The organism is Pseudomonas sp. C2B4, from assembly GCF_013359695.1.
Classification (GTDB): domain Bacteria; phylum Pseudomonadota; class Gammaproteobacteria; order Pseudomonadales; family Pseudomonadaceae; genus Aquipseudomonas.
This window is the reverse complement of sequence record NZ_JABFMU010000014.1, coordinates 82224-101722: the sequence shown is the minus strand read 5'-3', so window position 1 is coordinate 101722 and position 19499 is coordinate 82224. Positions and strand designations below refer to the sequence as shown.

Annotated in this window: 16 protein-coding genes; 10 read left to right on the top strand and 6 right to left on the bottom strand. The window is 59.7% G+C overall.

Annotated features, from left to right (window positions below; translation table 11 throughout):
• Nucleotides 1-12: 12 nt before the first annotated feature.
• The gene (flgD, locus tag HNQ83_RS12365; RefSeq protein ID WP_175389214.1) at nt 13-735 is read left to right on the top strand and encodes a flagellar hook assembly protein FlgD; all 723 of its coding nucleotides are present in this window, start codon (nt 13-15) and stop codon (nt 733-735) included.
• Between the two features lie 31 nt (nt 736-766).
• A complete protein-coding gene (gene flgE, locus HNQ83_RS12360; protein WP_175389213.1) occupies nt 767-2092 on the top strand; it encodes a flagellar hook protein FlgE in 1326 nt (441 codons plus the stop codon).
• A 250-nt stretch (nt 2093-2342) separates the two neighbouring features.
• Here the strand turns inward: flgE and HNQ83_RS12355 are convergent, their stop codons facing one another.
• Nucleotides 2343-5237, bottom strand: a complete 2895-nt coding sequence (locus HNQ83_RS12355) for a ribonucleoside-diphosphate reductase subunit alpha (protein ID WP_175389212.1) — start codon at nt 5235-5237, stop codon at nt 2343-2345.
• Between the two features lie 731 nt (nt 5238-5968).
• On the opposite strand from HNQ83_RS12355, the gene HNQ83_RS12350 reads away from it, so the two are divergent.
• Both HNQ83_RS12350 and HNQ83_RS12345 read left to right on the top strand, forming a co-directional pair.
• Nucleotides 5969-6691: a response regulator gene (locus HNQ83_RS12350; RefSeq protein WP_175389211.1), complete on the top strand. Its 723-nt coding sequence runs from the start codon at nt 5969-5971 to the stop codon at nt 6689-6691.
• Nucleotides 6688-8298 carry an ATP-binding protein gene (locus HNQ83_RS12345; protein WP_175389210.1) on the top strand — a complete coding sequence of 537 codons (1611 nt, stop codon included), beginning with the start codon at nt 6688-6690 and terminating at the stop codon, nt 8296-8298. The genes HNQ83_RS12350 and HNQ83_RS12345 overlap by 4 nt, the downstream gene beginning before the upstream one ends.
• Nucleotides 8299-8407: 109 nt before the next feature.
• Here HNQ83_RS12345 and HNQ83_RS12340 read toward each other — a convergent pair whose 3' ends face one another.
• Nucleotides 8408-9133 carry a 4'-phosphopantetheinyl transferase gene (locus HNQ83_RS12340; protein ID WP_218585538.1) on the bottom strand — a complete coding sequence of 242 codons (726 nt, stop codon included), beginning with the start codon at nt 9131-9133 and terminating at the stop codon, nt 8408-8410.
• Nucleotides 9134-9328: 195 nt separating this feature from the next.
• Nucleotides 9329-10120: a dienelactone hydrolase family protein gene (locus HNQ83_RS12335; RefSeq protein ID WP_175389208.1), complete on the bottom strand. Its 792-nt coding sequence runs from the start codon at nt 10118-10120 to the stop codon at nt 9329-9331.
• A 143-nt stretch (nt 10121-10263) separates the two neighbouring features.
• Between HNQ83_RS12335 and HNQ83_RS12330 the strand changes: the two genes are divergently transcribed.
• The 3 genes from HNQ83_RS12330 to HNQ83_RS12320 are packed head-to-tail and all read left to right on the top strand — an operon-like array spanning nt 10264 to nt 12666.
• The gene (locus HNQ83_RS12330) at nt 10264-10590 is read left to right on the top strand and encodes a hypothetical protein (RefSeq protein WP_175389207.1); all 327 of its coding nucleotides are present in this window, start codon (nt 10264-10266) and stop codon (nt 10588-10590) included.
• Between the two features lie 55 nt (nt 10591-10645).
• Nucleotides 10646-11323, top strand: a complete 678-nt coding sequence (locus tag HNQ83_RS12325; protein ID WP_175389206.1) for a response regulator transcription factor — start codon at nt 10646-10648, stop codon at nt 11321-11323.
• The gene (locus HNQ83_RS12320) at nt 11320-12666 is read left to right on the top strand and encodes an ATP-binding protein (protein WP_175389205.1); all 1347 of its coding nucleotides are present in this window, start codon (nt 11320-11322) and stop codon (nt 12664-12666) included. The genes HNQ83_RS12325 and HNQ83_RS12320 overlap by 4 nt, the downstream gene beginning before the upstream one ends.
• Before the next feature lie 148 nt (nt 12667-12814).
• Here the strand turns inward: HNQ83_RS12320 and HNQ83_RS12315 are convergent, their stop codons facing one another.
• Nucleotides 12815-13828 (bottom strand): AraC family transcriptional regulator, encoded by a 1014-nt coding sequence (locus tag HNQ83_RS12315; RefSeq protein ID WP_175389204.1) that lies wholly within the window; start codon nt 13826-13828, stop codon nt 12815-12817.
• Between the two features lie 339 nt (nt 13829-14167).
• Here HNQ83_RS12315 and HNQ83_RS12310 point away from each other — a divergent pair, with 339 nt between their 5' ends.
• Nucleotides 14168-15502, top strand: a complete 1335-nt coding sequence (locus HNQ83_RS12310; RefSeq protein WP_175389203.1) for a dicarboxylate/amino acid:cation symporter — start codon at nt 14168-14170, stop codon at nt 15500-15502.
• Between the two features lie 144 nt (nt 15503-15646).
• Nucleotides 15647-16828, top strand: coding sequence for a CaiB/BaiF CoA-transferase family protein (locus HNQ83_RS12305; protein ID WP_175389202.1), 1182 nt, complete (start codon nt 15647-15649; stop codon nt 16826-16828).
• Nucleotides 16829-16945: 117 nt separating this feature from the next.
• On the opposite strand, the gene HNQ83_RS12300 is transcribed toward HNQ83_RS12305, so the two are convergent.
• Complete coding sequence (locus HNQ83_RS12300; RefSeq protein ID WP_175389201.1) at nt 16946-17440, bottom strand: SprT family zinc-dependent metalloprotease; 495 nt, start codon at nt 17438-17440, stop codon at nt 16946-16948.
• A gap of 158 nt (nt 17441-17598) precedes the next feature.
• Nucleotides 17599-18201, bottom strand: coding sequence for a Yip1 family protein (locus HNQ83_RS12295; RefSeq protein WP_175389200.1), 603 nt, complete (start codon nt 18199-18201; stop codon nt 17599-17601).
• Nucleotides 18202-18573: 372 nt separating this feature from the next.
• Between HNQ83_RS12295 and ttcA the strand changes: the two genes are divergently transcribed.
• Nucleotides 18574-19398 carry a tRNA 2-thiocytidine(32) synthetase TtcA gene (gene ttcA, locus HNQ83_RS12290; RefSeq protein WP_046817736.1) on the top strand — a complete coding sequence of 275 codons (825 nt, stop codon included), beginning with the start codon at nt 18574-18576 and terminating at the stop codon, nt 19396-19398.
• The last annotated feature ends 101 nt before the right edge of the window (nt 19399-19499 follow it).

Genomic DNA, 19499 nt, shown 5'->3' with positions numbered 1-19499 from the left:
GGGGCGACTCAGATGAGTGTTTCCGATACCACCAGTGGCTTGAGCCTCAACGACATCCTGGCCAATTCCTCGATCAAGACGACCAAGGATACTGACGCCCTGGGTTCGGCGGCGAACAGTGCCACCGGCAAAAAGGCCCTGGGCAAGGACGCGTTCCTGCAATTGCTGGTGACGCAACTGAAAAACCAGAACCCGTTGGAGCCCCAGGGCAACGGCGAGTTCGTGGCGCAGCTGGCGCAGTTCAGTAGTCTGGAAGGCATTACCACGCTCAACACTACTGTCTCCGGCATCGCCAGCAACTATGGCTCGTCCCAGGCATTGCAGGCCTCGTCGCTGGTGGGCCGTTCGGTCATTGCGCCAGGCGACAAGGCTGTGATCGAAAGTGGCAAGAGCCTGACCGGGTCGATCTCAATCCCGCAATCGGTGGCCTCGACCACCCTGAAGATCACGGACAAGGACGGCAAAGTCGTTCGTACCATCGAGCTGACCGACCAGAAAGCCGGCAATGCCAGCTTCACCTGGGATGGCAAGGACGATGCCGGCAACCCGGTGGCATCCGGTACCTACACCTTCGCAGCGAACTCGACCATCGATGACCAGAGCGTGGCGCTGGTCACTAACCTGCCGGCGACCGTCAACAGCGTGACCATCAGCCAGACCGGCGGTGAGTTGATGCTCAATCTGGCCGGGCTGGGCAGTGTTGCCCTGTCCAAAGTGCAAACCATTGGTATATAGAGCCGACTAACGCGGCATAAAGGAGTGGAATATGTCTTTCAACATCGGCCTTAGCGGTCTCTATGCAGCCAACAAACAACTGGACGTAACCGGCAACAACATCGCCAACGTTGCGACCACCGGTTTCAAGTCGTCCCGTGCGGAATTCGAAGATGTGTACTCGGCGACCAAACTGGGTTCGGGCAGCAAGACCACCGGTAGCGGTGTGCGTCTGGCCAACGTTTCCCAGCAGTTCACCCAGGGTGACATCAGCAACACCGGCAACGTGCTGGACATGGGCATCAACGGTTCGGGCTTCTTCGTACTGAACAACAACGGTTCGCTGTCCTATACCCGTGCCGGTACGTTCAAGGTCGACAAGGAAGGCTACGTCACCAACACCGACGGCACCGCGCGCCTGCAAGGTTATGGCGTGGATGCCAATGGCAAGATCGTCAACGGCGTGTTGACCGATCTGCGCATTGACACGTCCAACCTGGCGCCGAAATCCACTACCTCGGTTTCGTCGACGATCAACCTGAACTCGACGGCACCGATCATCGATCAGACCGTTGCAGCCAACAAGTTTGATCCGTCCAAGCAGGAAACCTTCACCCACCAGTTCAGCACCCCGATTTTTGACACTCAGGGCAACCAGCACACCATGGATCAATACATGGTCAAGACGGGGCCGAACACTTGGGATACCTACACCCTGATTGATGGTCGCAACCCCGATGGCAGCGATCCCAAGGCCGTAGCAACACCGCCGGTTGCGTCGACCATGTCCTTCGATACCAGCGGTAAGCTGGTATCGGTCAGCACGCCGAACCCGCCGGGTGCTCCGGTAATCAGCAGTGATTTGAAGATCACGAACTGGACGCCGGGCAAAGTGACCAATGGTGTATGGGCAGCCAACGGCGCCGCCGCCGACCCGGCGGGTGTGACCATTTCCATGGCCAACACCACCCAGTTCAACGCCGACACCGCGCGTTCGATTCCTGCGCAGAACGGCTACGCCACAGGCCAGATCACCAACCTGACCATCGACGGCAGCGGTGTGATGCTGGCCAACTTCAGCAACTACCAGACCAAGCCGATCGGTCAGCTGGCATTGGCCAGCTTCACCAACGAACAGGGTCTGCAGCCTGTAGGCGGCACCAGTTGGAAAGAAACTTACGCGTCGGGCATTCCGGGCTACGACGCCCCGGAAACCGGCACCCTGGGTTCGATCGCGTCCAACTCCCTGGAAGAGTCCAACGTCAACGTGACCAATGAACTGGTCGACCTGATCAAGGCGCAGAGTAACTACCAGGCGAACGCCAAGACGATCTCCACCCAGAGCACCATCATGCAGACCATCATTCAGATGACTTGATGGTTCGTACTGCTGCATAAAGAGCCCCTCGCAAGAGGGGTTTTTTTATGGTCGTGATTTTTGTCAGGGGCTGAGGTTTCGGCTGTCTGTGCTGGCCTCTTCGCGAACAGGCTCGCTCCCACAGTGGATCTCTGGCGTTCACAAATGTGGGGGCAGACACCACATTCCGACAGGCAAAAGAAAACCCCCGATCAGCCAAAGGCTCATCGGGGGGTTGGGGGCAGCGCCTTTCAGCGCTTACCGGCTCAGCTTATTGGCAAGCTTCGCAATCCGGCTCGTCGATGGCACAGGCCTTCGGCACTGGAGCAGGACCGGCTGGAGCAGCCAGGACCGAGTCGTCACCGTGGTTGCCGCCGCTGGAAACAGCGTTCAGCTTACCGGTGTTGATGGTCGACTTCTCGGTGCTGGTCGCGGCCAGGGCACGGAGGTAGTAAGTGGTTTTCAGGCCACGGTACCAAGCCATGCGGTAGGTCACGTCCAGCTTCTTGCCCGATGCGCCAGCGATGTACAGGTTCAGCGATTGAGCCTGGTCGATCCACTTCTGACGACGGCTTGCCGCGTCGACGATCCACTTGGTGTCCACTTCGAACGCGGTTGCGTAGAGCGCTTTGAGCTCTTGCGGGATGCGCTCGATCTGCTGCACGGAACCGTCGTAGTACTTCAGGTCGTTGATCATGACCGAGTCCCACAGGCCGCGAGCCTTGAGGTCGCGAACCAGGTACGGGTTGATCACGGTGAATTCGCCCGACAGGTTCGATTTCACGTAGAGGTTCTGGTAGGTCGGTTCGATCGACTGCGAAACGCCGGTGATGTTGGCGATGGTCGCGGTCGGTGCGATGGCCATGATGTTCGAGTTACGAATGCCTTTCTGCACACGGGCGCGCACAGGTGCCCAGTCCAGGGTTTCGTTGAGGTCGACATCGATGTACTTCTGGCCACGGGCCTCGATCAGGATCTGTTGCGAATCCAGTGGCAGGACGCCTTTGGACCACAGCGAACCCTGGAACGTCTCGTACGAGCCGCGCTCGTCGGCCAGGTCGCAGGAAGCCTGGATCGCGAAGTAGCTGACCGCTTCCATCGACTTGTCGGCGAACTCGACGGCAGCATCGGAACCGTAAGGGATGTGCTGCAGGTACAGCGCGTCCTGGAAGCCCATGATGCCCAGACCGACCGGACGGTGCTTGAAGTTGGAGTTCTTCGCTTGCGGCACCGAGTAGTAGTTGATGTCGATCACGTTATCGAGCATGCGCACGGCGGTGTTCACGGTACGTTGCAGCTTGGCGGTGTCGAGCTTGCCGCCCACGATGTGGTTCGGCAGGTTGATCGAGCCCAGGTTGCAAACGGCGATCTCGTCCTTGTTGGTGTTCAAGGTGATCTCGGTGCACAGGTTCGAGCTGTGGACCACGCCAACGTGCTGCTGCGGGCTGCGCAGGTTGCACGGGTCTTTGAAGGTCAGCCATGGGTGGCCGGTTTCAAACAGCATGGACAGCATTTTGCGCCACAGGTCTTTGGCCTGGATGGTCTTGAACAGCTTGACCTTGCCCGGGTATTCGGTCAGGGCTTCGTAGTACTCGTAGCGCTCTTCGAAGGCCTTGCCGGTCAGGTCGTGCAGGTCCGGCACTTCCGATGGCGAGAACAGGGTCCACTTGCCGTCATCGAAGACACGCTTCATGAACAGGTCAGGGATCCAGTTGGCGGTGTTCATGTCGTGGGTACGACGACGATCGTCACCGGTGTTCTTGCGCAGCTCGATGAACTCTTCGATGTCCATGTGCCAGGTTTCCAGGTAGGCACACACAGCGCCTTTGCGCTTGCCACCCTGGTTAACGGCAACGGCGGTGTCGTTCACCACTTTCAGGAACGGCACGACGCCCTGGGATTTGCCGTTGGTGCCCTTGATGTACGAGCCCAGCGCACGAACCGGCGTCCAGTCGTTGCCCAGGCCACCGGCGAATTTCGACAGCATGGCGTTGTCGTGGATCGCGTGGTAGATGCCCGACAGGTCATCCGGCACGGTGGTCAGGTAGCAGCTCGACAGCTGTGGACGCAGGGTGCCGGCGTTGAACAGGGTTGGAGTCGAGGCCATGTAGTCGAAGGACGACAACAGGTTGTAGAACTCGATGGCACGGGCTTCGCGGTCTTTCTCTTCGATCGCCAGGCCCATGGCCACGCGCATGAAGAAGATCTGCGGCAGTTCGAAACGCACGCCATCCTTGTGGATGAAGTAACGGTCGTACAGGGTTTGCAGGCCCAGGTAGGTGAACTGCTGGTCGCGCTCGTGGTTGATCGCCTTGCCGAGTTTTTCCAGGTCGAAGCTGGCCAGCTCAGGGTTCAGCAGCTCGTATTCCACACCCTTGGCGACGTAGGCAGGCAGGGCCTTGGCGTACAGGTCGGCCATTTCGTGGTGGGTAGCGCTTTCGGCGACGCCGAGGAAGCCCAGGCCTTCGGCACGCAGGGTGTCCATCAGCAGGCGGGCGGTGACGAACGAGTAGTTCGGCTCACGCTCGACCAGGGTACGGGCAGTCATCACCAGGGCGGTGTTGACGTCGTTCAGGGCCACGCCGTCGTACAGGTTCTTCAGGGTTTCGCGCTGGATCAGCTCGCCGTCGACTTCTTCCAGGCCTTCGCACGCTTCGGTGACGATGGTGTTCAGGCGGCCCATGTCCAGCGGCGCCAGGCTGCCGTCGGCGCGGGTGATGCGGATCGAAGGGTGAGCGTTGACCGCTTCCTCGGCCGGAGTGTGCGCAGCACGTTCCTTGGCGCGGGAGTCACGGTAGATCACGTAGTCGCGAGCCACTTTTTGCTCGCCGGCACGCATCAGGGCCAGTTCGACCTGGTCCTGGATTTCTTCGATGTGGATGGTGCCGCCCGATGGCATGCGACGCTTGAAGGTGGCAGTGACCTGTTCGGTCAGGCGGGCAACGGTGTCGTGGATTCGCGACGAAGCGGCAGCGGTGCCGCCCTCAACTGCGAGAAACGCTTTGGTGATGGCGACGGTGATTTTGTCATCGGTGTAAGGAACGACAGTGCCGTTACGCTTGATCACGCGCAGTTGGCCAGGCGCGGTGGCGGACAGATCCGAATTCGAATCGGCGGCCTGCGGCAAGGTGCCCTGCGGGTTCTCGCGAGTTGTGTCGGTTTGCATGGGTGTCTCCACGTTCTCTATGTTTGTTTGGGCACCATCGAGGTGCCCACCGTTCCGTCCTGAAGCACTACAACCGGCAAATGCCGGGCATAACAACTTCGGGACAGTAGGAAGGGGTGCTATTGGGCGCCGCTTCCATGCCGAAGTCTTTGGTCTCGTGCCTGGGGCATGAGACCGGGGTCCTTTTAGGTGACAGTTGGGACTGCAACACCCGTACCGTTTTCACCGCTAAGGGCCGAAATACAGTAGCCATCCGCGCGCGCGGTTTGGTCTTTCGAAAATACGTTTGGTTCAACCGGACAGTGGCAAGAAAAGCGCTTGAAATTGGTGTTCGGTTTGTGTTTGGTTTTTTGCGCGAAACCCTACATCTAGGGTTTTTTTGGCGCTGGGCTACAAGATAATGCGTTTTAGGGGGGGATTGCAACGTACTACCTGTGGATAAACCTGTGCGTAAATTGTGTGTGAAAGAGCGAATCGGCGTGTAGGCCGCGATGCTGCTGGACCGGGCCTTTTTTCATCATTTTTCAACGATCGAAAACGGCCGGACGGATTTTTAAGGGCGCGAACCCTATCACAAAAAACGACGGTGTCCGAACGCATTTACCGGCTTGTGTTCTGTGCGGGCGACGTTTATACAATCGGCCAGCATTCAGTCAATTTAACCACCCCATCATTACAAAAAGACGGGTGGATCCTTCCTTATTAGTGTTATTGGCAAGCAGAGGTCATCCGTGGAGCAAGAAGCCTGGCAGGTATTGATTGTCGAAGACGACCAGCGTCTGGCCGAACTGACCCGTGATTACCTGCAAGCCAATGGCCTGCGTGTGTCGATCGAGGGCAATGGCGCCCTGGCGGCGGCGCGCATCATCAAGGAGCAACCGGACCTGGTGATCCTCGACCTGATGCTCCCCGGCGAAGACGGCCTGAGCATTTGCCGCAAGGTCCGCGATCGTTATGACGGCCCGATCCTGATGCTCACCGCGCGCAGCGACGACACCGACCAGATCCTTGGCCTGGACCTGGGCGCGGACGACTACGTATGCAAACCGGTGCGCCCGCGCTTGTTGCTGGCACGCATCCAGGCGTTGTTGCGACGCAGCGAAGCGCCCGAAGCCGCCCCGGAAAAACAACGGCGCCTGCAGTTCGGCCCGCTGGTGGTGGACAACGCTTTACGCGAAGCCTGGCTGAACGACAACGGCATCGAACTGACCAGCGCCGAATTCGATTTGCTGTGGCTGCTGGTGGCCAACGCCGGGCGAATTCTGTCGCGGGAAGAGATTTTCACCGCATTGCGCGGCATCGGCTATGACGGCCAGGACCGTTCCATCGACGTGCGCATTTCGCGCATCCGCCCGAAAATCGGCGATGACCCGGAGCATCCGCGGCTGATCAAGACCGTGCGCAGCAAAGGCTACCTGTTTGTTCCCGAGGCCTGCGTAGACCCGTCCCTGTGAACTCGATCTTCCTGCGTATTTACGGCGGCATGTGTGCTGCGCTGATTCTGGTGGCGGTGCTCGGGGTGCTGGCGTTGCACATGCTGAACCAGGTGCGCAGCGAACAATATCGCGAGCGCCTGGCCCACGGCACCTTCTCGCTGATGGCCGACAACCTGCAACCGATGAACCAGACCGAGCGCCACCGGGCGCTGCTGGTGTGGGAGCGGTTGCTGGGGATTCCGCTGGCGCTGAAGACGTTCAACGAGACCGACCTCGATCTCACCCAGCGTACCCGCGTGCTGCGTGGCCAGGCCTTGGTGGAGCAGACCGGTCCGCACGCGGCAAAGGTTTACCGCCTGGTCAGCGACAAGGAACAGCTGGTACTCACGGGGGAAGTGCAGCAGATCAGCGAGCAACTGGCCCGGGCGACGATTTACCTGCTGACCGACGAACTGGTGCGTTACCCGGTGGGCGAGCAACCGGTGCGCCTGGCGCAATTGAAGCAGGACAAGGGCTTTGGTTTCGACTTGCGGCTGGTCACGGTGCAGGACGCCGACATGGACGAAGACCAGAGTCGCCGGATCTCTGAAGGCGATACGGTGATGGCCCTGGGCAAGGGCGGTGACTCGATCCGGGTGTTCGCCGGCATGGTTGGCACGCCGTGGGTGCTGGAAATCGGCCCGCTGTATCAGATGAATCCTTATCCGCCGGAGTGGCTGGTGCTGATCGCCGCGCTGGGCCTGACCCTGATCGGTTTGATTGTCTACCTGCTGGTGCGTCAATTGGAGCGCCGCTTGCGCGGTCTGGAAGCCGCGGCCACGCGCATCGCCAAGGGCAGCCTAGAAACCCGCGTGCCAACGCGCGGCGCGGATTCCGTGGGGCGCCTGGCGTCGGCATTCAACGGCATGGCCGAGCACCTGCAGCAACTGCTGGCGATCCAGCGTGAACTGGTGCGCGCTGTGTCTCACGAATTGCGCACGCCGGTGGCGCGCTTGCGCTTTGGCCTGGAGATGATCGGCTCGGCCACCACGCCACAGGCCCTGGAAAAGTACTGCGAGGGCATGGATCACGACATCGAGGATCTCGACCGTCTGGTGGACGAGATGCTGACCTATGCGCGACTTGAGCAAGGCTCGCCGGCCTTGAATTTTCAGCGTATCGACCTGGATGCGCTGGTCAATCAGGTGATCGAGGAACTGGCGCCGTTGCGCGCCGATGTCACGGTGCAGCGGGGCTTGTGTCTGTCGGCCGCCGATTGTGACGATGCCTGGGTCGAGGCCGAGCCGCGCTACCTGCATCGGGCGCTGCAAAACCTCGTCAGCAACGCCATGCGCCACGCGCAGTCACGGGTGACCATCAGCTACCAGGTGGGACAACAGCGTTGCCGTGTCGATGTCGAGGATGATGGGCCGGGCGTGCCGGAAATCGCCTGGGAAAAAATTTTCACTCCATTCCTGCGCCTGGATGACAGCCGCACCCGCGCTTCAGGTGGGCACGGATTGGGCTTGTCGATTGTTCGCCGCATCATCCATTGGCATGACGGAAGGGCGTTGATCGGCAAGAGCAAAAGCCTGGGCGGGGCCTGTTTCAGCTTGAGCTGGCCGAGGAATCAGGAGAGGCGTTGAGAGGTGCGGTGAATGTTCCGCCGTCTTCGCGAGCAGGCTCGCTCCCACAGTGAATTGTGTGTGGGAGCGAGCCTGCTCGCGAAGGGGCCGAAATGGACACTGAAGATTTTCAGGCCTTGATACTGACCAGACTCAACAACTGCCCATCCTTGACCCCAAACTGCGCATCCAGCTCAGTGCCGTTGCGCCATTCACTGGACAGGTCCGTCAGCAGTCGCAATCGCACCTCACCGGCCTCGCTCCATTCCAGTACTTCGGCATGTTCAAAGTAGAACCGCTGCCGGACGATCGGATAGAGCGCCTTGAACAGGCTTTCCTTCACTGAAAAGGTCAGGGTGACCAGCAGCGCCAATTGATCGCGACGGCCAGCGGACATGCGCGCAAGCTCGGGCGGTGTGAGGATTTCCCCGGTCAGGCGTTCGGCGCGTTCGGCGTTGAGCAGGTTTTCCAGGTCCATGCCCAAGCCGCGCCAGTGGTTTTTCCTGGCGACGATGGCGGCGGCGCGGCCGGTGCTGTGGGTGATCGACCCTGTGATATGCGCAGGCCAGAGCGGGGCCCGGTCCTCGCCGATGGCGGGGCTGAAGTTCAGGCCTTCCAGCTGCTGTAATGCGGCCCGGGCGCAGATTCGCCCGGCGAGGAATTCCGCCTGGCGTTTGGCGACGGAGCGCTGGATGCTCGCTGGCGCCTCGATGGCGCTGCGCTGGAAATCATCGCTGAGCAGTTGCGAAGCATTGAAATGGGTACTCAACAGCACAGTATCGGGCAGCACAAACGGCAGCGGCCAGTGGGCATCGAGGGGCGTGCAGCAGGCGGGCAGGGCGGGGACGGAATTCATGTCGGGCATTTTGCCGGGTTGCCTTGAGACTGGGTAGTACTGAGAGCTTTTGTGGCGAGGGGATTTATCCCCGTTGGGTTGCGAAGCAGCCCTAAAACCTGCAACCGCGTTTTGGCAAGGAAACTGCGATCGCCGGATTTACGACTGCTGCGCAGCCGAACGGGGATAAATCCCCTCGCCACAGGGTTTAGCCAATCAACTGAAGATCTTTTTGAAAAACGCCTGCATATCCGCCCACGACTTTTCATCCGCCGCTTTGTTGTAACCAATGTCCGGCCCGCCATGATCGCCATGGCTCAAGCGATCGGCGTCAGGGTTGCTGAAACCGTGCTTGGCGCCGTCGAGGCTGACGAACTTGTAGTCGGCGCCGGCCTTGTCCATTTCGGCCTTGAAGGCGGCAACGCTATCGGGCGTCACCATGCTGTCCAGCGCGCCATGTTCGACCAGGATTTTCGCTTTCACATTGCCCGGCGTTGCCGGCGCAGTGGTCGCCAGCGCGCCATGGAAACTCACCACCCCGGCCAGCGGCACGCCTTGGCGCGCGGCATTCAGTACAACCGCGCCGCCGAAGCAGTAACCGATGGCGGCCACTTTGTTCGGATCGGTTTGCGGTTGTTTCTTCAGCAAATCGAGCCCCGCGAGAAAGCGCGCACTGGATGCCGCACTGTCTTTTGTGGCCGCCTGCATGAATGCCATGGCGTCCTTGGGGTGTTCGGTGTTCTTGCCATCGCCATACATATCGATGGCCAGGGCGCTGTAGCCCAGGGCGGCCAGGTCGCGGGCGCGGCGCTTGGTGTAGTCGTTGAGGCCCCACCATTCATGCACGACCACGACACCGGGACGCTGACCCTTGATCGCGTCGTCGTAGGCGTAATAGCCGATCAGCTTCGTACCGTCGGCGCTCTGGTAGGGGATTTCCTGGGTTTTGATCGCGGCCTGGCTGAGCCCGCTCAAGGCCAGCAAGAGGAAAGCGAGGAACATGCGCATGATTGGATCTCCTGTTGATTCTAGTCGGAACAATCGGATCGGGTTGATTCAGCTTAGGTTCAGATTGCGTTCAGGGGGAGTTCAGGGCGGGGCCAGTAACCTTGGCGCTACCAAAAAGCGAACCGCGCATGAGGTAACTCCCTATGACTGGCTTGAAAAACCTGATTCTGGCGTTCACCGTCCTGGGCGTCAGTGTTGCCGCCCATGCGACTGACGATAACCCCAGGCTTATATCTGGACAGACCGGCGATAAAGTCAAAAAGTCCGGTGTCCTGAAATATTCGAACGTGGGCGGTGTGGTCGCTCATGACAGTCCCTGGGGTGTGCATCTGGCCCAACAAAGCCGGCAGAACAGTTACTGCGCCACCTATGACAAGGTGTCGGTCTCGCACAATGGCATTAAACTTCAGGAGGACCTCATGGGCCGCTACGATGTGTCTTACCCGACAGCTGTCACCCAGCCGTCGTGATGTTTACCGCCGAAGCGTGTGTGCCTCTGGCGTGGTTGGGTTGCAGGAGAACGTTATGAAATTGCTGGTCGTCGAAGATGAAGCGCTGTTGCGCCATCACCTGCAAACCCGCCTTACGGAAAGCGGTCATGTGGTCGAGTCCGTGGCCAATGCCGAGGAGGCGTTGTATCAGACCGAGCAGTTCAACCACGACCTGGCGGTGATCGATCTCGGTCTGCCGGGTATGAGTGGCCTCGATCTGATCCGCCAGTTGCGTTCGCGGGGCAAGACTTTTCCGATCCTGATCCTCACCGCGCGCGGCAACTGGCAGGACAAGGTTGAAGGCCTTGCCGCCGGGGCCGACGACTACGTGGTCAAACCGTTTCAGTTCGAGGAGCTCGACGCTCGACTTAATGCGCTGTTGCGCCGTTCCAGTGGCTTCACCCAGTCGACTATCGTCGCCGGGCCGTTGGTCCTCGACCTCAATCGCAAACAGGCGTCCCTCGACGATCAGCCGTTGGCGCTGACGGCCTATGAATATCGCATCCTCGAATACCTGATGCGTCATCACCAGCAAGTGGTGGCCAAGGACCGCCTGATGGAGCAGTTGTACCCGGATGACGACGAGCGCGATCCGAACGTGATCGAAGTGCTGGTCGGTCGCCTGCGGCGCAAACTCGATGGGCCGGCCGGGTTCAAGCCGATCGATACCGTTCGCGGCCTCGGCTACCTGTTCAATGAGCGCTGCACTTGATTCGTTCTCTTCGCGTCCGCTTGATGCTCGCCGCCACACTCCTGGCGGTGTTGTTCATGCTGGCGTTGCTGCCGGCGATGCAGGGTGCGTTCAGCCTGGCGTTGCAGGATTCCATCGAGCAGCGCCTGGCGTCCGACGTGACCACCCTGATCTCTGCCGCCCGGGTGGAGAACAATCACCTGCAGATGCCGGCGCAATTGCCCGACGAACGCTTCAACCTCACTGACAGTCGTTTGCTCGGCTATATCTACGACCGTGAAGGTCACCTGGTCTGGCGTTCAAAGGCCACGCAGGAAGAGCACATCAATTACAAACCGCGTTACGACGGGCGCGGTAATGAGTTCGCGCGAATCAGTGAAGCCAATGGGCAGGAATTCTTCGTCTATGACGTCGAGGTCAAGCTGCTGGGCGGCAAGAGTGCGGCATTCAGTATTGTCGCGCTGCAACCGGTTCGCGAGTACGAACAGACCCTCGAGGGCCTGCGGGAAAACCTTTATCTGGGCTTCGGCGCGGCGTTGCTGGTGCTGCTGGCGCTGCTTTGGATCGGCCTGACCTGGGGTTTGCAGGCATTGCGCCGGCTCAGCCAGGAACTGGACGAAATCGAAAGCGGTGCCCGCGAAAGCCTCAGCGAACAACATCCCCGCGAACTGCTGCGCCTGACCGGCTCTCTGAACCGCCTGTTGCACAGTGAACGCGAACAGCGCAGTCGTTACCGTGATTCCCTGGACGATCTGGCGCACAGCCTGAAAACTCCGTTGGCGGTGCTCCAGGGTGTCAGCGAAGACATGGCGCAACGCCCCGAAGACCGCGATCAGGCCTGGGTGCTGCAAACCCAGATCGAGCGCATGAGCCAGCAGATCAGCTACCAATTACAGCGCGCCAGCCTGCGTAAAAGCGGTCTGGTGCGTCATCAGGTACGCCTGCAACCGGTGCTGCAAAGCCTGTGCGACACGCTGGACAAGGTCTACCGTGACAAGCGCGTGCGCGTGGCGCTGGATTTGCCGCAGGAGTGTTACGTGCCGATCGAGCAGGGCGCCTTGCTGGAGATGATGGGCAACCTGCTGGAGAACGCCTATCGCCTGTGCCTGGGCGAAGTGCGCATCAGCGTGCGGCAGACGATGAGTGGTATAGAGCTGTGCGTCGAAGACGACGGCCCCGGCGTACCGCCCGACCAGCGTGCGCGAATCCTGCAACGAGGTGAGCGGCTGGATCGGCAACATCCCGGGCAAGGCATTGGCCTGGCGGTGGTCAAGGACATCATCGAAAGCTACAGCGCCAAACTGACGTTGGGCGATTCACCCATGGGCGGGGCGGCGTTCCGGATTCAGTTTCCGGTGGTGTGATCCTGAATGGATTGTGCTCTCACTGGCCTCTTCGCGAGCAGGCTCGCTCCCACATTTGATCTGCTGTGAACACAAAATATGTGAACACTGGAGATCTACTGTGGGAGCGAGCCTGCTCGCGAAGGGGCCCGTCAATCCTCCGCAAATCTCAGCTTTCCTGCGCCCGGTAAGCCCCCGGTGTCAGCCCCGTCCACTTCTTGAACGCCCGATGAAACGCCGACGGCTCGGAAAAACCCAGCTGCTCGGCGATCTGCTGCAAGGGCAGATCGTTGCGACTCAGGTGGTAGATCGCGATGTCGCGGCGCAAATGATCCTTCAATTCTTGAAAACTGGTGCCTTCTTCGCGCAGATGCCGACGCAATGTCTGTGGGCTGATGTGCAGGTGCGCGGCCACGGCTTCCAGGTCTGGCCAGGGCGAGCTGTCGCGGCTGAGTAAACGCCGCAACTGACTGCTCAGGCTGTGGCCGTCATCCGGTCGCGACAGCAGATCGGCCGGCGAGCGCTCAAGGTAATGCTTGAGGGTGCGCTCGTCCTGCAGCAGCGGCATATCAAGGTAGCGACTGTGAAACAGCAGGCTGCTGCGCGTCGTGGTGTTTTGCTCGGTAAGAAAATACAGCGGACAGGAAAACAGCAAATCGTATTCCGCCCCGTGTTCAGGCCGCGGATAACTGAATGTGGCCTGCTCCAGGCGAATGCGTTGGCCGATCAGCCAGCTGCCGAAACGGTGCCAGATCACCAACAGATATTCCGTGAGGAAGTGGTCCGGGTCCCAGAGCGGCGAATCGTCCAGGCTCAGGCGAATCATTTCGTCTTCGCGCGTCAGGGTCAGGCGCGGGGCGCCGGGGAATAGGCTATAAAACAATATGCCGCGCTTGAGTGCCTTCTCCAGATTGCGGCAGTGAATCACCGCATGGCACATCATCGCGAAGCTACCCGCTTTGCTCGGCGCTTGCCCAAAACCCAGGTATTCGTCGTCCAGTGCCAGCCAAAGTGCCTGGATCAGTTGGGTGAACTGCTCCGGTGCGATACGCGCCCGCGGCTCGTCGAGCAATTCGGGACTGATCCCCAATTGCTGTAACAGACCCGAATAATCGTAGCCCTTGCGTTGCGCGCCGCGCAGGACAGCACGGGCGAAATGACTGGCGATGGTGCGTTCGCGCATAACCGGCAAATCCGTCCATTGAACGACGGATGGTAGCCGTGGTTTCAGATGATGAACAAGGCGGATATCCGCCAAATTGCAGGATGTGTTTTGGCTCAAGGGCGGAAATCCGCCACTGCGTCGTGACCGTTCGGTGGCAAGAGAAAACCTGTAACCCCTGATATCAAAAGGCTTGCAGGGGATTCGCGGAAGGTGGCACGGGCTTTGCGATACAACTGGCAGATGCCTGCCGTCGCGCAGCTCGAAAAAACAAATCCCTCCAGTGCAGGAGGGTTCGCAAATGAGGTGGCGTGGGCAACAGATGGATGTTGTCAGCGTGCACTCTTGAGGAACTTTGCAATGACGACTCGTCAGCCACTGTACAAATCCCTGTATTTCCAGGTGATCGTTGCAATTGTCATCGGTATCTTGCTCGGTCACTACTATCCACAACTCGGTGTGGCCGTAAAGCCGCTGGGTGACGGGTTCATCAAGCTGATCAAAATGATCATCGCGCCGATCATCTTCTGCACCGTCGTCAGCGGTATCGCTGGCATGCAGGACATGAAATCGGTCGGCAAGACCGGCGGTTATGCGCTGCTTTACTTCGAAATCGTTTCCACCATCGCCCTGCTGGTCGGTCTGGTGGTGGTCAACATCGTGCAGCCGGGCAATGGCATGCATATCGACGTCACCACGCTCGATGCCTCGAAAGTCGCTCAATATGTCGCTGCCGGTGCTGATCAGAGCGTCGTCGGATTCCTCCTGAACGTGATTCCGAGCACCATCGTCGGTGCGTTCGCCACGGGCGACATCCTGCAAGTGCTGATGTTCTCGGTGATCTTCGGTTTCGCCCTGCATCGCCTGGGCGCCTATGGCAAGCCGATCCTGGACTTCATCGATCGTTTCGCCCACGTGATGTTCAACATCATCAACATGATCATGAAGCTAGCGCCCATCGGTGCCTTCGGTGCCATGGCCTTCACCATCGGTGCCTACGGTGTCGGCTCGCTGGTGCAACTGGGTCAACTGATGGCCTGCTTCTACATCACCTGCCTGCTGTTCATCCTGATCGTGCTGGGTGGCATTGCCCGCATGCACGGTTTCAGCGTGCTGAAAATGATCCGCTACATCCGTGAAGAACTGCTGATCGTGCTGGGTACTTCTTCTTCGGAATCGGTGCTGCCACGCATGCTGATCAAGATGGAGCGTCTGGGCGCGCAGAAATCCGTCGTGGGTCTGGTGATCCCGACCGGTTACTCGTTCAACCTCGACGGTACGGCGATCTACCTGACCATGGCGGCCGTGTTCATTGCCCAGGCCACCGACACCCACATGGACATCACCCACCAGATCACCCTGCTGGTGGTGCTGCTGCTGTCCTCCAAAGGCGCCGCTGGCGTGACCGGTTCGGGCTTCATCGTTCTGGCGGCCACCCTGTCCGCCGTTGGCCACCTGCCGGTTGCCGGCCTGGCGCTGATCCTGGGTATCGACCGCTTCATGTCCGAAGCCCGCGCGCTGACCAACCTGATCGGTAACGCCGTTGCCACCATCGTTGTGGCCAAGTGGGTCAAGGAGCTGGACACCGACGTGCTGCAAGCGGAGCTGGCATCTGGCGGTCGCGGCATTGCCGACGAGCCTAAAGACGATGTTCTGGGCCACGTCGAAGGGGCAACCCCGTCGAACGCCAAGTAAGCCTTGATGTCATGAAAAACCCGCTTCGGCGGGTTTTTTATTGCCTGCGACGTGAGCGCAACTGTCAGCGTCACTGGCACATAAGGTGATTGCTCCTGTGCGCCGGGCTGCCTAGTCTGGGGGCATCATTCAGGGGGAACATTCATGCTCGGTCCACTGGCATCACTCAAGGTTCTGGATTTCTCGACATTGCTGCCGGGGCCATTCGCCTCGTTATTGCTGGCGGACATGGGCGCCGAGGTGCTGCGCATTGAATCGCCGACCCGCATGGACCTGCTGCGCGTGCTGCCACCCCATGATCAAGGCGTATCGGCCAGCCACGCCTACCTCAATCGCAACAAGCGCAGCCTGGCCCTGGACCTCAAGCAACCTGAGGCGTTGGAGGTGATCAAGCAGCTGCTCAAGGACTACGACATCGTGCTGGAGCAGTTCCGCCCCGGCGTCATGGAGCGCCTGGGCCTGGGTTATGAGGCCTTGAAGGCGATCAATCCGAAGCTCATTTATGTGTCGATCACCGGCTATGGCCAGACCGGTCCCTACAAGGATCGCGCTGGCCATGACATCAATTACCTGGCACTGGCCGGGCTGGCGAGCTACACCGGCCGCGTCGACAGTGGTCCGTTGCCTTTGGGCGCGCAGGTGGCGGATGTGGCCGGAGGTTCGCTTCACGGCGTGATCGGTCTGCTGGCGGCGGTGATCGCCCGGCAGCAAACCGGGCAAGGGCAGCATCTGGATGTGAGCATGACCGACTGCGCTTTCAGCCTGAACGCCATGGCCGGTGCCGGGTACCTGGCCTGCGGTATCGAACCGGGGCGGGAAGACCAGGTGCTCAATGGCGGCAGCTTCTACGACTATTACCGCTCGCGGGATGGACGCTGGCTCTCGGTGGGCAGCCTGGAACCGGGCTTTATGAAGCAGTTGTGTGTGGCCTTGGGGCTGGAAGAACTGGCGAGCCTGGGCCTGTCACCACAACCGGCGCAGCAGAAGAAGCTCAAGGATGCGCTGAGGGTCGAATTCGAGAAGCATGACTTTACCGAGTTGAGCGCGCTGTTTGCCGAGCTGGATGCCTGTGTCGAGCCGGTGTTGAGCCTTGGGGAAGCGGTGGGACATCCGCAGTTGCGGGCACGGGAACTGGTGACCCAGGTGCCGCGTGGCGATGGCTCGAGCCAGGCGCAGATGGCTTGCCCGTTGAAGTTTTCCGAAGGATTGCCGCAGCCCAGGCATATTGGCGCAGCGTTGGGGGAGCATACGGATCAGGTGTTGGGGGAGTTGGGGTTTGGGGCTGAGCGGATTGAAGCATTGCGGCGCGCCAAGGTGATTCTCTAGCGCCTGGACCGGCCTCTTCGCGGGCAAGCCCGCTCCCACAGGGGATCTTCAGTGAGACATAGATCCAGTGTGGGAGCGAGCCTGCTCGCGAAGGGGCCGTTACAAGCAAAGCAATGCTTACTCGACCCGCATTTCCCCACTGAACACCAACGTGCTGCGGCACCGCCGGCATAAATACCGCCGCCCCTGACGCACCAGGCCATGGCGCTGGGCCGAAAACGGGAAATCGCTGTCTGGGCATGGGCATCTGTAGATGTAGCGGGTCACGCTGCGGCGTTTGACGTCGTAGGTGTGGCAACGATTGGGCGGCAGTTCGTACACGCCGCGCATGATCAATTGCCACTCTTCGCCATGGGGCTGGATGCGGTCGCCGAACAGTTGATGGGCGATCAGGTGCGCGACTTCGTGGGCCACGGTCTGTTTGAGGAAGTCTTCGGTATTCTCGCGGTACAACTGCGGGTTGAAGCGCAGCAGATTCTCATGCAAGTGCGCAACGCCGGCTTTTTGCCCGCGCAGCTTGAGGCTCACCACGGGGCGTTTGAAAGGTCGTTTGAAAAAGGATTCGGCTTGTTGGAAACAGTCTTCGACGCGGGTATTGAGTTGCTCGAGCATGCTTGATGGATCTCCAGAGACGTCGAGTATGCCGCAACCCCCGGGCCTTGCGAATCGCCCAAGCGCCGAATGGTCGTTGCCGCGCCTGTTGTTCAAGCATTAAAAGGCCGCCTTGCGGCGGCCTGTGTTGGCAGATCTAGTTTTTGGGTGGTGAGTTGCTAGTTGGTGTAGACCGGCCCCACGCCGAGTCCCCAGACAATAACTGTAAACGCCATGATGGCCACCAGCACCACCAGGCCTACGGCGAGCACCGAACTGGAAAACAGGAAGCCCTCGTCAGTTGGAATGTTCATGAACGTCGGTAATCCGACATACAACAGGTAGACGGTGTAGCAGATCGCGGCGGTGCCGATGATCATCCCCAGCCACAAGTGTGGGTACAGCGCCGCCAGACCACCAATGAACAACGGTGTTGCGGTATAGGTCGCAAATGCAATGCAGCGGGCCAGGCTAGGGTTGGCGTCATAAGTGCGAGCCATCCAGTGGATGAACGCACCCATTACGGCAACGCCGCCGAGCATCGCCAGGTACGACATGATCGACATCCATAGGGCGCTTTCCATCGTCAACATCACCGGCGCTCGATTGCCAATCACCCAGCCGACCTGTGTGGTGCCGATGAACGCGGACACGGCGGGGATCGCCGCCAGAATCAGCGTGTGCGTCAGGTACATGTGGCTGATGCTTTCCTCCTGGTCGCCACGGATTTCTTTCCATTCTTGGTCAGGGTGGGTGAAGAGCCCCACTACGTGATGGATCATGCCAGTCACTCCTCTTGTTTTTACCGTCGCCCCCCAGTGGAGCGCCTACGGGCCAATGCGGCCAAGTAAGTAATAGGTCTGGATTTGTATGCGACCTTAAGACGCAGTATAGGAAGGAGTTAACCCTACAGGTGATAGGGCTTAGAGCAAATCGCGCTGTAAAGCCTGTTGCTAATCGCTACCGGGACTGTCAATGGATCTTTGTGGGAGCGAGCCCGCTCGCGAAAGCGATATGTCAGTCGACATCTTAATTGGATGACACACGGCATTCGCGAGCGAGATCGCTCCCACAGGGAGATAGCGGGCACTTCGCCCTGGCGGTGTTTTTGCGTAAAATGCCCGCCTTTCGTCACACCTCACGGATTTCGCGTCATGGGCACTCTTACGGTCAACCAGAACAAACTGCAAAAGCGCCTTCGCCGCCAGGCCGGTGAGGCTGTCGCCGATTTCAACATGATTGAAGACGGCGACAAGGTCATGGTCTGCCTGTCCGGCGGCAAGGACAGCTACACCATGCTTGATGTGCTGATGCACTTGCAGAAGGTCGCACCGATCAAGTTCGAGATCGTGGCCGTGAACATGGACCAGAAGCAGCCGGGCTTCCCCGAGCACGTGCTGCCGGCCTACCTGAAAGAGCTGGGCATCGAGTACCACATCGTCGAGAAAGACACGTATTCGGTGGTCAAGGAGCTGGTTCCGGAAGGCAAAACCACGTGCTCGCTGTGCTCGCGCCTTCGTCGCGGCACGCTCTACACCTTTGCCGACGAAATCGGCGCGACCAAAATGGCCCTGGGCCACCATCGCGACGACATCGTCGAGACGTTCTTCCTGAACATGTTCTTCAACGGATCGCTCAAAGCCATGCCGCCAAAATTGCGCGCCGACGACGGTCGCAACGTGGTGATTCGTCCACTGGCCTACTGCAACGAAAAAGACATCCAGGCCTATTCGGACCTCAAGCAATTCCCGATCATCCCGTGCAACCTTTGCGGTTCCCAGGAAAACCTGCAGCGTCAGGTGGTCAAGGAAATGCTGCAGGACTGGGAACGCAAGACCCCGGGCCGCACCGAAAGCATCTTCCGCAGCCTGCAGAACGTGATTCCGTCGCAACTGGCGGACCGCAATTTGTTTGACTTCACCAGTCTGAAAATCGATGAAAGCGCGGCTTCGCGCTTCGTCAACGTCGTCAATCTTTAAACACCATCACTGTGGGAGCGGCGGTGCGACGATTCGACTTGCCCGCGAAGGCGGTGTGTCATTCAACATTGATGTCGGCTGACACGACGCTTTCGCGAGCA

What these genes read in the sequence shown, in the direction of transcription:
- HNQ83_RS12330 (WP_175389207.1), top strand. Translation starts at nt 10,264, where the DNA reads ATGACTGGCTTGAAAAACCTGATTCTGGCGTTCACCGTCCTGGGCGTC.
- ttcA (WP_046817736.1), top strand. Translation starts at nt 18,574, where the DNA reads ATGGGCACTCTTACGGTCAACCAGAACAAACTGCAAAAGCGCCTTCGC.
- HNQ83_RS12325 (WP_175389206.1), top strand. Translation starts at nt 10,646, where the DNA reads ATGAAATTGCTGGTCGTCGAAGATGAAGCGCTGTTGCGCCATCACCTG.
- HNQ83_RS12300 (WP_175389201.1), bottom strand. Translation starts at nt 17,440, where the DNA reads ATGCTCGAGCAACTCAATACCCGCGTCGAAGACTGTTTCCAACAAGCC.
- HNQ83_RS12305 (WP_175389202.1), top strand. Translation starts at nt 15,647, where the DNA reads ATGCTCGGTCCACTGGCATCACTCAAGGTTCTGGATTTCTCGACATTG.
- flgE (WP_175389213.1), top strand. Translation starts at nt 767, where the DNA reads ATGTCTTTCAACATCGGCCTTAGCGGTCTCTATGCAGCCAACAAACAA.
- HNQ83_RS12340 (WP_218585538.1), bottom strand. Translation starts at nt 9,133, where the DNA reads ATGAATTCCGTCCCCGCCCTGCCCGCCTGCTGCACGCCCCTCGATGCC.
- HNQ83_RS12295 (WP_175389200.1), bottom strand. Translation starts at nt 18,201, where the DNA reads ATGATCCATCACGTAGTGGGGCTCTTCACCCACCCTGACCAAGAATGG.
- HNQ83_RS12310 (WP_175389203.1), top strand. Translation starts at nt 14,168, where the DNA reads ATGACGACTCGTCAGCCACTGTACAAATCCCTGTATTTCCAGGTGATC.
- flgD (WP_175389214.1), top strand. Translation starts at nt 13, where the DNA reads ATGAGTGTTTCCGATACCACCAGTGGCTTGAGCCTCAACGACATCCTG.
- HNQ83_RS12355 (WP_175389212.1), bottom strand. Translation starts at nt 5,237, where the DNA reads ATGCAAACCGACACAACTCGCGAGAACCCGCAGGGCACCTTGCCGCAG.
- HNQ83_RS12315 (WP_175389204.1), bottom strand. Translation starts at nt 13,828, where the DNA reads ATGCGCGAACGCACCATCGCCAGTCATTTCGCCCGTGCTGTCCTGCGC.
- HNQ83_RS12335 (WP_175389208.1), bottom strand. Translation starts at nt 10,120, where the DNA reads ATGCGCATGTTCCTCGCTTTCCTCTTGCTGGCCTTGAGCGGGCTCAGC.